Annotated in this window: 12 protein-coding genes; 5 read left to right on the top strand and 7 right to left on the bottom strand. The window is 70.3% G+C overall.

The window, feature by feature from the left end:
• Positions 1-75: 75 nt before the first annotated feature.
• The 4 genes from OG897_RS24250 to OG897_RS24235 form a co-directional block, all read right to left on the bottom strand.
• Positions 76-459 (bottom strand): hypothetical protein, encoded by a 384-nt coding sequence (locus OG897_RS24250; RefSeq protein WP_266659307.1) that lies wholly within the window; start codon positions 457-459, stop codon positions 76-78.
• A gap of 95 nt (positions 460-554) precedes the next feature.
• Positions 555-1766, bottom strand: a complete 1212-nt coding sequence (locus OG897_RS24245) for a pyridoxal phosphate-dependent aminotransferase (protein ID WP_266659306.1) — start codon at positions 1764-1766, stop codon at positions 555-557.
• 280 nt (positions 1767-2046) lie between these two features.
• Positions 2047-3666 carry an amidohydrolase family protein gene (locus OG897_RS24240; RefSeq protein WP_266659305.1) on the bottom strand — a complete coding sequence of 540 codons (1620 nt, stop codon included), beginning with the start codon at positions 3664-3666 and terminating at the stop codon, positions 2047-2049.
• Positions 3667-3680: 14 nt separating this feature from the next.
• The gene (locus OG897_RS24235; protein ID WP_266659304.1) at positions 3681-5003 is read right to left on the bottom strand and encodes an amino acid deaminase; all 1323 of its coding nucleotides are present in this window, start codon (positions 5001-5003) and stop codon (positions 3681-3683) included.
• Positions 5004-5154: 151 nt separating this feature from the next.
• Between OG897_RS24235 and OG897_RS24230 the strand changes: the two genes are divergently transcribed.
• The 4 genes from OG897_RS24230 to OG897_RS24215 all read left to right on the top strand — a co-directional run bounded on the left by OG897_RS24230 (position 5155) and on the right by OG897_RS24215 (position 9410).
• Positions 5155-6168 (top strand): sugar kinase, encoded by a 1014-nt coding sequence (locus OG897_RS24230; protein WP_266660452.1) that lies wholly within the window; start codon positions 5155-5157, stop codon positions 6166-6168.
• A 73-nt stretch (positions 6169-6241) separates the two neighbouring features.
• Positions 6242-7003 carry an IclR family transcriptional regulator gene (locus tag OG897_RS24225; protein ID WP_266659303.1) on the top strand — a complete coding sequence of 254 codons (762 nt, stop codon included), beginning with the start codon at positions 6242-6244 and terminating at the stop codon, positions 7001-7003.
• A 54-nt stretch (positions 7004-7057) separates the two neighbouring features.
• A complete protein-coding gene (locus OG897_RS24220; protein WP_266659302.1) occupies positions 7058-7471 on the top strand; it encodes a RidA family protein in 414 nt (137 codons plus the stop codon).
• Positions 7472-7907: 436 nt separating this feature from the next.
• On the top strand, positions 7908-9410 hold the full coding sequence (locus tag OG897_RS24215; protein ID WP_266659301.1) for a GntP family permease: 1503 nt from the start codon (positions 7908-7910) through the stop codon (positions 9408-9410).
• Positions 9411-9574: 164 nt separating this feature from the next.
• Here the strand turns inward: OG897_RS24215 and OG897_RS24210 are convergent, their stop codons facing one another.
• Both OG897_RS24210 and OG897_RS24205 read right to left on the bottom strand, forming a co-directional pair.
• Complete coding sequence (locus OG897_RS24210; RefSeq protein ID WP_266659300.1) at positions 9575-12391, bottom strand: SpaA isopeptide-forming pilin-related protein; 2817 nt, start codon at positions 12389-12391, stop codon at positions 9575-9577.
• 105 nt (positions 12392-12496) lie between these two features.
• Positions 12497-13567 (bottom strand): right-handed parallel beta-helix repeat-containing protein, encoded by a 1071-nt coding sequence (locus OG897_RS24205; protein WP_266659299.1) that lies wholly within the window; start codon positions 13565-13567, stop codon positions 12497-12499.
• Between the two features lie 479 nt (positions 13568-14046).
• On the opposite strand from OG897_RS24205, the gene OG897_RS24200 reads away from it, so the two are divergent.
• The gene (locus OG897_RS24200; protein ID WP_266659298.1) at positions 14047-15084 is read left to right on the top strand and encodes a Dyp-type peroxidase; all 1038 of its coding nucleotides are present in this window, start codon (positions 14047-14049) and stop codon (positions 15082-15084) included.
• Between the two features lie 33 nt (positions 15085-15117).
• Here the strand turns inward: OG897_RS24200 and OG897_RS24195 are convergent, their stop codons facing one another.
• Complete coding sequence (locus tag OG897_RS24195; protein ID WP_266659297.1) at positions 15118-15945, bottom strand: L,D-transpeptidase; 828 nt, start codon at positions 15943-15945, stop codon at positions 15118-15120.
• Positions 15946-16268: the final 323 nt, after the last annotated feature.

The raw sequence follows: 16268 nt of genomic DNA, 5'->3' as shown, positions 1-16268 counted from the left end.
AACCGAAGCCGGTTCCTCCGTAAGGGAGTTGGTGGCACCCGGTCCGCGGCCTCCCCGGCCGCGGACCGGGGCCGATCAGAGGCTGACCGTGTCGTCAGCGGCTGCCGCCGTGTGCGCGTCCATGCGCTCGGCGGCGAGGATCGCGGCGGCGGTGTCCGCGCGCGACGCGGCCACCACCAGCGCGCGGCCCGCGAGGGCGTGCGCGCGGCGGTGCAGGGCGGCCGGGGCCTCCCGGCGGTGGCCCGCGTGCCGGGCGGGCGGGGCTCCGCGCAGCCGGGCGACCTGGACGGCGATCCGGTCGGCCGCGGCGTCGAGTCCGAGTTCGTCGGTCACGGCGAGGAGCGCGGAGAGGTGTCCGGCGAGCTGGATGTCCAGCTCCTCCTCGCGGGAGCGGTGCGGGAAGCGGGCGTCGGCGTCGGCCGTGGAGTGGACCGACTTGGTGCGGATCGGTTCGTACATGAGGGGATGGCCTCCTGCGGCGAGCGTCAGGAAGCCATCCTATCTTAGATTCGATCTAAAGTAGAGCGCGGTCCGGGTCCGGCCGCGGAGGCGGGTCAGGGCTGTCCGTACCCGTCCAGGAAGTTCCCGATCCGCGTCACCGCGTCCGCCAGGTCCTTGGAGTTCGGGAGCGTCACGATCCGGAAGTGGTCCGGCTCCGGCCAGTTGAACCCGGTCCCGTGCACCACCATGATCTTCTCGGCCCGCAGCAGGTCCAGGACCATCTGCCGGTCGTCCTTGACCTTGTAGACCTTCGGGTCGAGCCGGGGGAAGAGGTACAGCGCCCCCTTCGGCTTCACGCACGTCACGCCCGGGATCTGCGTCAGCAGCTCGTACGCCGTGTTCCGCTGCTCCAGGATCCGCCCGCCCGGCAGCACCAGGTCGTCGATCGACTGCCGCCCGCCGAGCGCGGTGGCCACCGCGTGCTGCGAGGGCATGTTCGCGCACAGCCGCATGTTGGCGAGGATCGTGAGTCCCTCGATGTACGACGAGGCGTGCGCCTTCGGGCCGCAGACCGCCATCCAGCCGCTCCGGTAGCCCGCCACCCGGTAGTTCTTGGAGAGCCCGTTGAAGGTGAGGACCATCAGGTCGGGGGCGAGCACGGCGGTCGGGGTGTGCGTCGCGCCGTCGTACAGGATGCGGTCGTAGATCTCGTCCGAGCACACGATGAGGTTGTGGCGGCGGGCGATCTCGGTCAGCCCCCGCAGCATCTCGTCGTCGTACACCGCACCCGTCGGGTTGTTCGGGTTGATGATCACCAGAGCCTTCGTCCGGTCGGTGATCTTCCGCTCGATGTCCGCGAGGTCGGGCATCCAGTCGGCCTGCTCGTCGCACCGGTAGTGCACGGCCGTGCCGCCCGCCAGCGAGACCGACGCGGTCCACAGCGGATAGTCCGGGGCCGGGACGAGTACTTCGTCGCCGTCGTCGAGCAGCGCCTGCATCGACATCTGGATCAGCTCGGAGACGCCGTTGCCAAGGTAAATGTCCTCGACGTCGAGGTCGATGCCCTTGGTCTGGTAGTGCTGCATCACCGCGCGCCGCGCGGACAGCAGGCCCTTCGCGTCGCCGTACCCGTGCGCGGTGCCGACGTTGCGGAGGATGTCCTCCAGGATCTCCGGCGGGCACTCGAACCCGAAGGCCGCCGGGTTGCCCGTGTTGAGCTTGAGAATGCGGTGTCCGGCTGCCTCCAGCCGCATCGCCTCCTCAAGGACCGGACCCCGGATCTCGTAACAGACATTGGCGAGCTTCGTTGACTGGATCACCTGCATGACGGCGAGCTTACGGGCGTGTGCGGCGTGACGTGCGTGAATACCGCCGCGATCCGTCCGCACGGGTCACCGGCGTACGGACATGGCCTTCGCCGCGTCTTCCATCGCAAAGCGGACCCCCGTGGCGGCCCGCCGAAACGCAAGTCCGGCCCGCCCGGCGGCTACGAATCCGCCCGCCGGGCCGCACCGGGGTGTCATGCGTCACGCCTGGCCGTCGCCTGTTCGCGCTGCCGTACACCGAGTGCCGTACACCGAGTGCCGAATGCCGTACGCCGACGGCTCACGGACTGCGCCGCACCGCCCGCCCCGCCAGCACCGACGTCCGCCGCCCGTCCTCGATCACGAACTTCCCGTCGATCAGTACGTGCGGAATGCCGACCGGCAGCGTGCGCGGAGCCTCGAAGGTCGACCCCGCCGCCACCGTCGCCGGGTCGAACAGCACCAGGTCCGCCCGGTACCCCTCCCGGACGAGCCCCCGGTCGGCCAGTCGCAGCCGGGCCGCGGGCCGCGAGGTGAGATGGGCGACCGTCTCCTCCAGGGAGAGGATCCCCAACTCCCTTGCGTAGCGCCCGAGATACTGAGGGAAGGTGCCGTACGCGCGCGGGTGCGGCTTGTACCCCTGGAGGATTCCGTCGCTGCCGCCCGTGTGCACGCGGTGCCGCATGATCTCCCGGACGTTCTCCTCGTGCCCCACGTGCTGGAGGATCGTCGACCCCAGCCGGTCGTTGATCAGGAGACGGCGGGCGGTCACCCACGGTGCCTCGCCGCGCTGGGCGGCCGAAGCGGCGATCGTCTTGCCGACGCAGCCCGCGAGCCCGGGGTCGGAGACGCCCGAGATCTCGATGGTGTCCCACTCGATCGGCACCCCGTGGCAGCCGTCCGCGCCGATCACCTCCATGTGGTGGCGGATCTTCTCGGCCGTCGAGTCGTCCCGCAGCCGGGCCATGATCGCGTCGGGGCCGCCCTCGCTCGCCCAGCTCGGCAGCATCGCGACGAGCGTGGTGCAGCCCGGAGTGTAGGGGTACGTGTCGAGGCTGATGTCCGCGCCGTCGGCGAGCGCCTCGTCCAGGAGGGCCAGCAGGTCAGGGGCTCTGCCCTTGTTCACGCCGAAGTTCATGGTGGCGTGCGCGAGGTGCAGCGCGCACCCTGCGTTGCGGGTGAGCTGGACCATCTCCTCGTACGCTTCGAGGGCTCCGGCCCCGTACGAGCGGTGGTGCGGGCAGTAGTAGCCGTCGTACGAGGCGACGACGCGGCACAGCTCGGTCAGCTCGGCGTCGTCGGCGTACATGCCGGGCGTGTACGTCAGCCCGGACGACATGCCGACCGCACCCTGCCGCATCCCCTCGGCGACCAACTGCCGCATCCGTTCCAGCTGTTGGGGTGTGGCCTGGCGGTCGTCCCATCCCACGGCGTACATCCGTACCGTGCCCTGGGGGATCAGGTACGCGGCGTTGACCGCGATGCCCTGGCCGCCGAAGTTGCGGTCCAGCCGGTCCAGGTACTCGCCGACCGTGCGCCAGTCGAAGTCGATGTCCGAACCGTCACCGTTCCACCCGGTGATCGCGGTGCGGACCGAGGCGAGGGTGCGGTCGTCGACGGGCGCGTACGAGAGACCGTCCTGCCCGAGCACCTCCAGCGTGACGCCCTGCGCGGCCTTCGCGCTGTGGTCGGGGTCGCGCAGGAGCGCCAGGTCGGAGTGGGCGTGCATGTCGATGAAGCCGGGGGCCAGGGCCAGCCCTTCGGCGTCCAGGACGCGGCTGCCGGTGAGACGTTCACCTCGTCCACCTCGGTCACCTGCGGAGATAATGCTGATACGGCCCTCGGTGATGCCGACGTCGGCGCGGTACGAGGCACCGCCCGAGCCGTCGATCACCTGTGCGCCGCGTATGACGAGATCCATGACGGCAGCCCTCTTTAGAAGAACGTACGGAGGAACTCGACGACGCGGCCCTCGGCGTCGACGACCGGGATGAGCTGCCACTTGTCGAAGATCGTGCACGGATGGGACAGGCCGAGTCCGACCCAGTCGCCGACCTCCAGATCGGCGGAGGCGTCGGTGCTCAGCCAGCCGTGCTGGTCGGACAGGCCGGTGACGGTGATGCCGGTCGCGGGGCGGACGACGCCGTCCCGTGCGGACCGCACGACCTGCGCCTCGGGGAGGTGGAGGTCGTACGCCGCGTCCCGCTTGCCCGCGTTGACGAACGCCTGCGCCGGGGTCGGCCGGGACACCACCTGCGACCACAGCCGGAACGCGGGCTGCAACTGCCCCTCCTCCGGAACGCGGTTGAAGGGGGTCAGCTCCTTGTAGTGGCCGTCGTCGTGCGAGACGTACGCACCCGAGCGCAGCAACTTCAGTACGGGGAGGGAGAGTTCGGGGATCTCCGCGAAGACGTCGGCGACGGCGTCGAACCAGGCGCTGCCGCCCGCGCTCACGACGATCTCTTCGAGGTCCGGGGAGAAGCGTCCCGCGCGGTCGAACTCCACCGCGAGCGTGACGAGTTCACGCAGCCAGGAGCGGACGCGGTCGCCGTCGGCCTTCGGCACCTCGCCCTCGTACCCGGCGACGCCCACCAGGCGCAGCGTGCTCGTCGCGGCCACCGCGTCGGCGACCCGCGCGCAGTCCGCCGGGGTGCGCGCTCCGGTACGGGCGCCCTCGCCCGCACCCAGCTCCACCACCACGTCCACCGGGCGGGAGCCCCCGGCCGCGCGCAGTGCCTCGTCCATCAGCTCGACGCCGCGCACGGAGTCCACGTAACAGACGAAGGCGAAGCCGGGATCGGCGTCCAGCTCGGCGGAGAGCCAGCGCAGGGCGGCGGCGTCGACGAGTTCGTTGGCGAGGAAGATGCGGGGGATGCCGTACGCGCGGTAGACGCGGGCCTGGTGGGGGACGGCGGCGGTGATCCCCCAGGCGCCGCGCTCCAGTTGGCGGGCGAAGAGCTGCGGGGACATGGAGGTCTTGCCGTGCGGGGCGAAGGAGAGCCGGTGGCGCTCGGCGTACGTCTCCAGCAGGTCGAGGTTGTGGGCCAGGGACTCGGCGGAGAGGGCGAGGAGAGGGGTGGTGAAGCCGCCGTCGAAGATGCTGCGGCGCTGGGCGGCCAGCTCGCCGACGGTCAGTCCGGCGGCCTCGGCGTCCGGGGGGAGGGCCTTGAAACGGTGGGTGACGGGCTCGTGTGCGAGGTCCTGCAGTCCGGGCTGCTCTTCCGGCGTCGCCGGTACGGCTGTCTGCTCGGCTCCCATGGGGCTCCTCCCTCCAGGTCGTTGCAGATATTGCAACGCCCATTGCGTATATCGCTCACCGATGTCTAACATCCGAGCCGTGTCCGCACAACAGTCAGGTTCAGGTACCAGGGTCGCCGTCGACGGCGACCGTGACGACGTCCGCCATGAGGTGTGCGACGTCGTCTGTCTCGGCGAGTCCATGGTGACCTTCCTGCCCTCCCGCCCCGGCCGCCTCGCCGACGTGCCGTCCTTCGGCCGCACCATCGGCGGCGCCGAGTCCAACGTGGCCTGCGCGCTCGCCCTGGCCGGGCACGCCGCGAAGTGGGTCAGCCGGGTCGGTGCGGACGGCTTCGGCACGCATCTGATCGAGGCGATCGGGGCGTACGGGGTGGACGTGTCGGACGTGGTGCGGGACTCGGAGCGCCGGACCGGGATCTACTTCCGTACGGCCGACGACCGCGACGACGCCACGCACGAGGTCGCGTACTACCGGGCGGGTTCCGCCGCATCGGCGATGTCCCCGGACACGGTGCCGAGGGAGGCGCTGTCCGGGGCGAGGGTGCTGCATCTGTCGGGGATCACGGCGGCGCTGTCGGCGGACTGTCTGGCACTGATGAGGGTGCTGTGTGCTGCGGGGCCCGGCCGTCCCGTGGTCTCTTTCGATGTGAACCACCGTCCCGGGCTGTGGAGTTCGGGTGAGGGCGGACCTGTGCTGCTGGAGCTGGCGCGGGGTGCGGACCTGGTGTTCGTGGGTGAGGACGAGGCGGCTGCCGCGTGGGGAGTGACGGGCGGGCCGGAAGCGGTGCGCGCGGCGCTGCCGGAACCGGCGGTGCTCGTGGTCAAGCAGGGTGCGGCCGGGGCGGCCGTCTTCGCCGACGGCGAGGTGCACCGGGTGCCCGCCCCGCGCGTGGACGTGGTCGCGCCCGTCGGGGCCGGGGACGCCTTCGCCGCCGGGTTCCTCTCCGCCACGCTGCGCGGACTCGACCTGCCGCTGAGGCTGCGGCACGGCCATCTGACGGCCGCCGCCGCGCTCACCGTGGCGGGGGACGTGGCCGAGGTGCCCTCCCGGGAGCTGGCCGACGAGTTGGCCGCACTGGACGAGGAGGGCTGGGGGAGACTTCGACTCGGCCCCGGATGGACCGGGGCGGGGCTGCATCCGCACCAGGAGGTACGTACAGCGTGAACGAGCGCAGCGAGCGAACAGTCAGCAGGTGCGTCCTGGACGAAGGCCGGGCCGAGCGCGGCGAGGTACGAGCATGAGCCAGACAGTCGACCGCGCGCTGAGCATTCTGCCGCTGCTCGCGCAGGGGCCCGCCGACCTCGGGCAGGTCGCCGACCGGCTCGGCGTGCACAAGTCGACGGCGCTGAGGCTGTTGCGCACGCTGCACGAGCACGGGTTGGTGCACCGGCAGCAGGACCAGCGCTACCGGCTCGGGGCGCGGCTGTTCGCGCTGGCGCAGGAGGCGGTCGAGAACCTGGACGTGCGCGACATCGCGCATCCGTATCTGAAGGAGCTCAACGCCGAGTGCGGGCACACCGTTCACCTCGCGGTGCGCGAGGAGGGGGAGGTGCTCTACATCGACAAGGTCGAGAGCCGGTATCCCGTACGGATGTACTCGCGGATCGGGAAGCCCGTGGCGATCACCGTCGCGGCGGTGGCGAAGCTGCTGCTGGCGGATCTGCCGGAGGGGGAGCGGCGGGAGATCGCCGAGAAGCTTGAGTATCCGCAGTACACGGCTCGGTCCACGCCCAACGCTGCCGCGTTCCTACGGGAGTTGGCGCTCGTGCGGGAGCAGGGGTGGGCGACCGACCTCGGCGGGCACGAGGAATCCATCAACTGCGTCGGCGCTCCGATCAGGGGGGCGGACGGCAGGGTCGTCGCGGCGATGTCGGTGTCCGCGCCGAACGTGGTCGTCACCCGGGAGGAACTATTGACGCTGCTCCCGCTGGTGCGGCGTACGGCGGAGGCGATCAGCCGTGAGTACTCCGGTACGGGCGGCACACCCAAGAACCCATAGGGCCGCAGGCCCTCTCCACTCAACCCACGCAACTCCCAGCAAGGAAGCAACATCATGGCTGACAAGCTCGAAAAGACCGCGATCACTCCGTCCACGCACACGGCTCCGCCCGCGAAGTTCTCGCACGGGGTGCGCAAGGGGAACCTGCTCCAGGTGGCGGGACAGGTCGGGTTCCTCCCGGCGGTCGAGGGGCAGAAGCCGACGCCCGCCGGGCCGACGCTGCGTGAGCAGACGCTCCAGACGTTCGCCAACGTCCAGGCGATCCTGGAGGAGGGCGGGGCTTCGTGGGAGGACGTGATGATGATGCGCGTCTACCTCACGGATGTGGATCACTTCGCGGAGATGAATGAGATCTACAACGAGTACTTCGCGGACCTGAAGGAGGCTCCTTCGGCGCGGACGACGGTGTACGTGGGGCTTCCGGCGGGGCTGCTCATCGAGATCGACGCGCTCGCCGTCCTCGGCTAGGTCTTCTTGCTCGATGAGGTCTTCTTGCTCGATGCGGGTCGGCGGGTGGCTGAGGTCACCGCCCGGGGGCTCCGCCCCCGAACCCCCGCCCGCCTTCGGCGGGTTGAGGCCCCTGCCCCACCCCTTCATCTGAAGCGCTCGCCGCGCGGCTGTCCCGGAAAGGTGCGGGAGCCTCGTGGCTGGTCGCGCCCACGCGGCGGAGCCGCCCCTCGCCCTCTTGGGCTGCGGGGCCGCCCCCCGGGGGCGGGACGGGTGGGCAAGGGGGCGGCCGCCCTCGCTCCCGCCCCACCCCGCCCCGCTCCTGGCCCCGCCCCACCCGGGTGCTGGCCCCGCCCCGCCCGAGGGCCCCGACACCCCCCCCACTGCAAGGCCCCGCTCTCTCCACCACCCATGGGGTGACAAGGACGTCCCCCGGACCGCCCGGAGTTGACCGCACATGCAGATCGCAGCAGTACCCAGCGCCATATCCACGGCCCTCGCCGCAGGCGACCCGCCCAAGACCCCGCACACCGGCGGCCTCCTGGCCGTCATCAGCGGCACCCCCGGCCTCCTCACCATCGCCGCCCTCGGCATCGCCCTGCTCCTCCTCCTGATCATCAAGATCAGACTCCAGCCCTTCGTCGCCCTCCTCGCCGTCTCCCTCGCCGTCGGTCTCGGCGCCGGGCTCTCCGTCACCGAACTCTTCGGCACGGTCCAGAAGTCCGCGCTCCCCTCCGTCATCGAATCCGGCATGGGCGGCATCCTCGGCCACGTCGCGATCATCATCGGCCTCGGCACCATGCTCGGCGCGATCCTCGAAGTCAGCGGCGGCGCCCAGGTGTTGGCCTCCCGGCTGCTCAACCTCTTCGGTGAGAAGCGGGCCCCGCTCGCGATGGGCGTGACGGGTCTGGTCTTCGGCATCCCGGTCTTCTTCGACGTCGGCATCTTCGTCCTCGCGCCGATCGTCTACGCCGCCGCCAAGCGCAGCGGGAAGTCGATCCTGCTCTACGCGATGCCGCTCCTGGCGGGTCTGTCCATGACCCACGCGTTCCTGCCCCCGCACCCCGGGCCGGTCGCCGCCGCCGGGCTCTTCAAGGTCTCCCTCGGCTGGGTGATCATGATGGGCATCGTCGTCGGCATCCCCGCCGTCCTCGCCGCCTGGGGCTACGCCGCCTGGATCGGCAAGCGCATCTTCGTCCCCGTGCCCGCCGACATGGTCGAAGCGGCCGAGGAGGCCAAGGCCGCCGTCGCCGCCGAGCAGCAGGCGAGCGGGGTCGAGCCCCGTGAGGACCCGGTCTCCCTCGCGACCGTACTCACGATCATCGGTACCCCCCTCGTCCTGATCCTCGGCGCGACCTTCTCCTCCATCGCCCTCGCGGAATCCACCCTCCGCTCGGTCATCGAGTTCTTCGGCAACCCCTTCGTCGCCCTCACCATCGCCCTGCTCCTCTCCTACTACCTCCTCGGCATCCGGCGCGGCTGGTCCCGCAAGTCCCTGGAGACGGTCTCGACCGCCTCCCTCAAGCCCGTCGGCAACATCCTTCTCGTCGTCGGCGCGGGCGGCATCTTCGGCGCCGTCCTCAAGGCCAGCGGCATCGCGGACGCGCTCGCCAAGACCTTCGACAACGTCGGCCTGCCGATCATCGTGCTCGCCTACCTGATCTCCGTCGTCCTGCGCGTCGCACAGGGCTCGGCGACGGTCGCCATCGTCACCACCGCCGGAATCGTGGTCCCGATGGTCGAGGGACAGGACCTCTCGCAGGCGCACCTCGCGCTCGTCATCATGGCGATCTCGGCGGGCTCGATCTTCGCCTCGCACGTCAACGACGGCGGCTTCTGGATGGTGGCCAAGTACTTCGGCATCTCGGAGCGCGACACCCTGAAGTCCTGGACGGTCCTGGAAACCGTCCTCTCCGTCGCGGGCTTCGCGGTGGCGGCACTCCTCAGCCTGGTCATCTAGGGCCTGACCGGCGGATCGTGTCGTCCTGCCGCGCTGTTGCCGCGTTCGTGGTCGGCATCAGGCACCCGCTGTCGGGTGCCGGACGTCACGCCGCCGGGGCGGGAACCGCCGGTGAGCCGGTCCCCGCCCCGGCGGCCGGGTGGGTTGTTCCGTACCTCTTCCTGCTACTTCTTCACGGGCTCTCCCCGCTCGTTCGTACGCGTGAGGACGATGTCCGACCCGGTGAGCCTGTGGGGTCCGCTGATGGGGCGGGCGGGCAGCCGGTAGCCCTCCGGGACGGCGGTTTCCCGCAGGTAGTAGTCGCCCTGGGGCAGACCGGTGAAGGCGCAGCGCCCCCGCTCGTCGGTCGCGCGGGCTGCTCCGGCCCTGGTGTCGCCCGGCATTTGCAGGCCGGGCTTTCCGTTGGTCTCACGCCACAGCTCGAAGACGGCGCCCAGCAGGGGGCGGCCCGTTTTCGCGTCCTTCTTGAGCACTCCGATCCCACCGGTCACCGGCGGGATCGGTTTGTTGGCCACCGTCACCGTCGCGCCCTTTCCGGTGCTGTGCCCGGTCACGACCAGCGGACCGAAGACGTTCGGGTCCGGCAGCTGGTAGCCGCGCGGCGCCCGGGTCTCCTGCCAGTAGTAGGTGCCCAGGTCCACCTCCGTCGTGCACGCGCCCGTGCCGTCGGTCGTGCACGGGGCGCCGACCTTGGTGTCGTCCGCCTCCTGGAGGCCGGGCTTGCCGTTGGTCTCCCGCCACAGCTGGAAGACCGCACCGGGCAGGACCTCGCCGGTCGTGGCGTTCTTCTTCAGCACCGTCACCTTGCCGCGCGGGAGGTGGTACCCGGCGTCGTGGGTGTGGTCGTTGTGGCCCGCCGCGCCGGTGGTGAGGGCTTCCGTCTGGGTGGCCGGGTCGGGGTTGGAGTCGACGGAGATGTTGTCGCCCCGCAGAGCCGCGCTGGGCAGCAGATCGGTGGGGGCGGGCTTCTCCGGGAGTCCGGAGGTGTCCGAGGTGCTGACGTCGAACGTGATGCGGTACTCGGTGCGCGGCTTGACCTGGAAGTAGTACTCACCGCGTGCGTTGGTCGTGGTGGTCTCCAGGACCGCGCCGTTCTTGTCCTTCAACGTGACGGTTGCACCGGGCAGGGGCTCCTCGGCGGCGCCCTGGATGCCGTCCCTGTCGCGGTCGAACCAGACCCGGTTACCGATCTGTACCGGCGCCTCGTCGCAGAGGAGTTCCAGGTCACCGAGGGTGTTGGCCTTGCCGAACGAGCCCTGGCCCTTGATCACTTCGTAGTTCTCGGAGCCCTCGCCGGTGGCGTTGTCGAACTTGCGAACCCCGCCGGTGAAGATCTCGTGCGGGTCGACGAAGGTGGCCACGGTGTGCCGGAAGCGGGGCGCGTGGGCCAGACCGCCCATCGCGGCCTCGCCGAGCTGGCCGAGGGTGGAGTCGCCGGGGTAGTACTCCGGGACGCCGTCCTGCTGCGGGGGCTGGGTGCCGTTGACGAAGTGGTTCGGGCAGGCGGCGGAATCGCTGTCCCACACCCACGCGCCCCCCACCCGGCAGACCCGGGTGATGTCGCCCATCGCGGAGAGCAGCGAGCGCTGGACGGTGTCGGTGCTCCCCTCCGGAGGAAGCGCCTCGTAACCGGCCTGGTCGCCGAGGCGGTCCCGGAAGCCCAGCACCATCGAGCCGTCCCGGTCGAAGACCAGGTCGGACAGGATCGGCCCGGGAAAGTTGGCCTGCTGGAACCACTTGTACGGGTCCCAGGTCTTCAGCCACGGCCGCCAGGCGGTGTCCCCCTTGATGGACTCGTAGCCCATGCCGCGCGGGTAGTCCAGGGCGTGCGAGACCTCGGTGGTGAAGGTGCTGCCGGTGAGCTTGAGGACGTACGCGCGCAGGTCGGCGTCCCGCTGGGTGGACTCGGCGGAACAGGTGCCGCCCACGTAGACGGCGCCGTCGTGCACCCCCAGACCGTACGGGCGCCAGTCGGCCGCACCGCTGGGGCAGCCCGGGTCGGGGATCGGCAGGGTCTGCTTCAGCGCGCCCGTCGAGGAGTCGTAGGCGTACAGGCTCCTGGCCTTGAGCCCGACGGCGTACAGGGTGCTCTGGTCCTCGGACAGGTCGAGGTCGCCCAGGCCCTCCTTGCCGACCGCGTCGTTGATCTCCATGGTGTCGCGGGTCAGGTCGGCGGAGTGCACGGCATCACCGGCGTCCGGCACCACCGCGAACGTGGTGACCTGCTTCGTCTTCCGGTCGACCTGGTAGATGCCGCCGGGGCCCGCAGGACCGTAGGGAGAGAGCCGCTTGGTCAGCGCGCCCACGAACAGCTCGTCGGTGTCCCGCTTGTGCGCCAGACCGTAGGTGGCGCCGATCCGGTCGAACGTCGCCTCCTCGTCGGGCGGTGTGCCCTGTCCCGTGCGGTCGTACGGCCAGGACACCAGGCCCTTCGTGTCCGTCACCCCGGCCCCGGACTGGCGCGAACACGCGGTGGCGAGATCGGGGTTGGCCTGGCAGTAGTCGGCCGGATTGTGCACGGCGGTGAGTACGCTCGCGTCCTTGCCGTCGGCCACGTCGACGAACTCCACCAGTGACGACAGCGCGGGAGCCGGGCCGCCCGCCTGCGCGGGCTTCAGATAGGACTTGTCGGGCGGGACGACCACCTCGACCCGGTAGCGGCCACCGGACAGCCCCAGGGCCGACGGAGAGAACGTGACCTTGCCGTCCGCGCCGGTCATCGCCGTGCCGGTGTTGCCGGCCGCATCGGTGACCGTCACGGGCAGCCCTGCCTCGCCCACTTCCAGCACGGGCGTCCACGTGCCGTCGGAATCCACGTCCCGCACCACGTTGACGGTGACCGTTCCTTCCGCCGCACGGGCCACCGCGCCCCGGGCGACCGCGACCGGCCCCACCAGGGACGCGGCCGTCAGCAGCACGGTGGCCGCTGCCACGGTGCTGCTGCGCAGCCGAGGAGACCGGGACCACATCGGAGGTGACACGGGCACACTCCCCTTTTCGTTCGGAAACCGAGAGCAGATCACCTCATTCATCACCCGCGAGAACACGCGATCTTCACCATCGATGTTCTTTCACTCCGTTGAGCATCAGCCCGGCAGCGGGAAGTCCTGGACACGCACCGTGCCGGGCAGTCCCTTGGCCGGCACGGGTGCGCTGTCCGCCGTGCCGGGCCGCTGGGGCTGAGCGGGGGGCGGGAGCACCCGCCGGAAGGAGACACCGGGCGGGGCGACCACCTCGGCCGCCCGCCCTCCGCCGGCGAGCGCGTACCCTCCGCTGCCGCACCGGGCTGTTCCGGCCGTACGGCCGGGGCTGACGGTACGTTCCGCGTTGCCCGCGAAGCAGTTCCCGCCCGCGCCCGCCGCACCGAGGACGAGGTCGACCCCGTTGCCGCGGACCCGGTTGCCGTGCACGGTGTTGTCGCGCACCGGGTAGCCCTGGACGTCCTGGAGCAGGAACCCGGCGGCCCGGTTCCCGGTCACCAGATTGCGCGCGAAGGTGTTGCGTGAGCCACCGCCCACGCCGATCCCGATGCCGTAGCCGCCCTCGGCCTGCTCCGGTCCGGCTCCGTCGTTGTTGTCGGTGACCCGGTTGCCCACGACGACCGCGGTGTGCTGGGGGCCCAGCGCTTCGAGGTCGTTGGAGTTGAGGGTCATTCCCACCCGGTTCCCGTGCACGGTGTTTCCGAGAAGGTGGAGACTTTCCGAAGCGTTGGTGACTTCCAGGCCCACGGCGTTGTGCTCGACGCTGTTGTGGCGTACGACGGTCGAGCAGGGACGGCACTGGCCGACGTAGATTCCGGAATCCGCGTGGCCCGACGCGTACGAGTGCTCGATGACGCCTTCTCGGGCGTCGAATGCGTAAATCCCGTACAACGCGTTGTTGTACGCGGTCACATAGGAGGCCCGGAACCCTTTCAGCGGCGGGAACTTGGCGGTGTCCAGCGGGTCGTACCCCGCCCCGCCCGCCCCGCGGGCCTGGAGCTGGGTATCGGTGACGCCGGTGAAGAGAACACCGTTGACCAAGTGGTTGCGGACCGTGAGGTTCTCCACGACGGACTGGGCGCCGGTGACCGTAATGCCGTTTCCTCGGCGGAACTCTCCGTCCACGACGACCTTGTTCCGGTCGGTGCCGCGCAGGACGACCTGGTCGGTCTTCACCACCACACTCTCGCGATATACACCCGAAGAGACCAGTACCAAGTCACCCGGACGAGCGGAATCGACCGCCTCCTGAATTGACGAAGCGTTCTGTGGAACGCGAATGACGGAATGCCCGTCAGCGCCCGGAGCGGGCCGCACCGAGGGTGTTTCCCCGCATGCCGTGACTCCTGCCAGCAGGGCGAGCATCACGGGAAGGAGACCGATGGCGGATCGAAATCGGCGGAGCCGAAGAGAAATTGCAGAGATGTGCATGAGGGCAGGTGTACCGTCCTTCGCGACTGCCTCTCTCCAGCCCTTCCTCCTCTCTTCCCCCTCCCTTTCTCCCGGAGCAGCGGAATTCAATGCCCTCGTTTTCGTCTGAACGCGGCCCGGCTCGGCGTGCCGTGCTGATGGGCACCGCGGCAGCCCTGACGACCGGATGCTCCGGTACGCAACCGGGCCCCCCGGCACGGGCCGGCGCGACACCGTCGGCCCAGGTGCGGAGCGAACTCCCCGCCCCCTCGTCCCCCACGCGGCGGCAACACGGAATCACCGGCGCACAGCCACCCCACGTCACGGTGCTGGGCTTCGACCTGGACCCCGGCCGACGGGGTCCGGCAGGCGCCCGCAGGCTGCGACGGGTGCTTGCCGCCTGGACCGCCCTGAGCCGTACGGCCGCATCTCCCGCCGATACGATCAGCCCCTCGGCGGGACAGCCGGGCGGGGTGACGGTGACGGTCGGGATCGGCCCCCGGACCCCCGGCCTTCTCGGACTGCGTCAGCCCGCCCTCCTCCGTGAACTCCCTTCCTTCCCCGGCGACCTGCTGCAACCGGAGCGAAGCGGTGGCGACCTCCTGGTGCAGATCTGCGGCGGTGGAGTCGCCGAAGTGGCCGCGACCGCGCGGTCGCTGACCGCCCTCGCCGACGGCACGTTGCGCGCGAGGTGGACGCAGAACGGTCACCTTCCGCCGCACGGAGCACGAGAGACGCCGCGCAACCTCTTCGGTTTCAAGGACGGCACGGTCAACCCCACGCCCGAGGAAGCCGAACGGTGGGTGTGGGTGGGCAGCGGGCCGGACAAGGACGGCACGTACCTCGTCATGCGCCGTATCCACATGGACACCACCACGTTCTCGGCACTGCCGACGCGCCGTCAGGAAGCCGTCGTCGGGCGCACGCTGGCCGAGGGCGCTCCCCTCGGCCACCGGGAGGAGCACCGCGAGGTCAACCTCTTCGAGAAGACTCCGGAAGGCCGCTACGTCCTGCCGATCGACGCCCATGTACGCCAGGCCCACTCGCGGCTCGACGGCGGGGCGCGGATGCTGCGCCGCGGCTACACCTACGACGACGGGCCACGGGACAGAGGCTTGCTCTTCCTCGCCTGCATGAACGATCCCCGCCTCTTCGTACGGGTGCAGGAGCGCCTCGCCGTGAAGGACGCGCTCTCGCGCTTCATCCAGCACCGGGCCTCCGCGCTGGTGTACGTGTTGCCCGGCCCCGAGCCGACGGGCTCACTCGGCGACAGCCTGTTCTAGGGTCTGCCCCGCCCGGTTGGCTCCACGGCGGGCTCAGCCCAGGGGGGTGTCGAGGCTCCAGGTGACGGGGATACCGGCGCCGCCGAACGCCTCGGCGATCAGACGGTCGTCGTCCGCCGTGAACCGGTCCTGCGCCGCGCGGGCGGGCTTGCGTCCGTAGATGTAGAGAGCGTCACCGATACGGAGCAGTTTGAACAACCGCTCGGCGTCCTTGACGTACATGTTCACGCAGCCGCCGGAGCCCGACTCGAACAGGTCCTTGTACGTGCCGTGCAGAGCCTGGCCGCCGTTGAAGAACTGGGAGTACGGCATCGGTGCGTTGTCGTAGATGGTGGAGAAGAAGGTCCGGTTCTTCTGGTAGATCCGCTGCCAGCCCGTACGGGTCTCCGTCCCCTTGCGGCCGGTGCGCACGGGCACGGGGCCGAAGACGACCTTCTTGCCCTGCTGGACCCACAGGATCTGCCGCGACAGATCGATGCAGGTGACGCGGGGCCGGTGTTCGGGGCACTTCTTCCGGGCGTTGGGGTTCTTCTTCACGTCGTCGACGAGCAGGAGGCGGTAGGTCTTGACGTCCGGATAGCCGTTGGCGGGTGTGATGCCCAGTCGCTTCTGCAGCGTGCGGAAGGCCCGGCAGTCCTCCTCGGACATCAGTCCGTCCTCCTTGAGCTTCAGCCGCTTCTCCAGCTGCCACTGGTACGGCCCCGTGTCCGCCGTGCAGGAGGGCCGGGGGCTGCCGTCGGAAACCGCCGCCGTGTCAGCCGCTGCCGCCGACACGCCGGGCAGGAGGGTCCCGAAGAACACGGCCAGGACCGGTACGACTGCGACCGCGCCGAGTCTGCTGATCCTGCGTGCTCGTGCCACATGAACTCCCGGTGCTTCTTCCTGATGCCGACCGTGGCGCGGACACGTCGCCACAGCTGACAGCTAGCCCTGCCGACGCCGGCGCCGCCACCAGGGTGGGCCGTTAGGGGAGCGCTCCCCACCGGTACGGAATCCGGCGCCGTGCCGCCCACCGATGACCCGGTGGGGCGAGACCCTCTTCCAGTCGTATGAAATGCCTACTCCGCTCCAGTGGTTTCGGGCATGTCGCGCTGGCGTCAAGGGACAGCGGGAACGGATGTTGCTTCCCGATCATGCCCGTCGGCTTGGTCGTTCTCTCTGGAAGTCAGGGAAGGAAGACGTTG

Source organism: Streptomyces sp. NBC_00237, from assembly GCF_026342435.1.
GTDB lineage: Bacteria > Actinomycetota > Actinomycetes > Streptomycetales > Streptomycetaceae > Streptomyces.
Note: the sequence above shows the minus strand (reverse complement) of the source record. Positions and strands in the feature narration are given on the sequence as shown.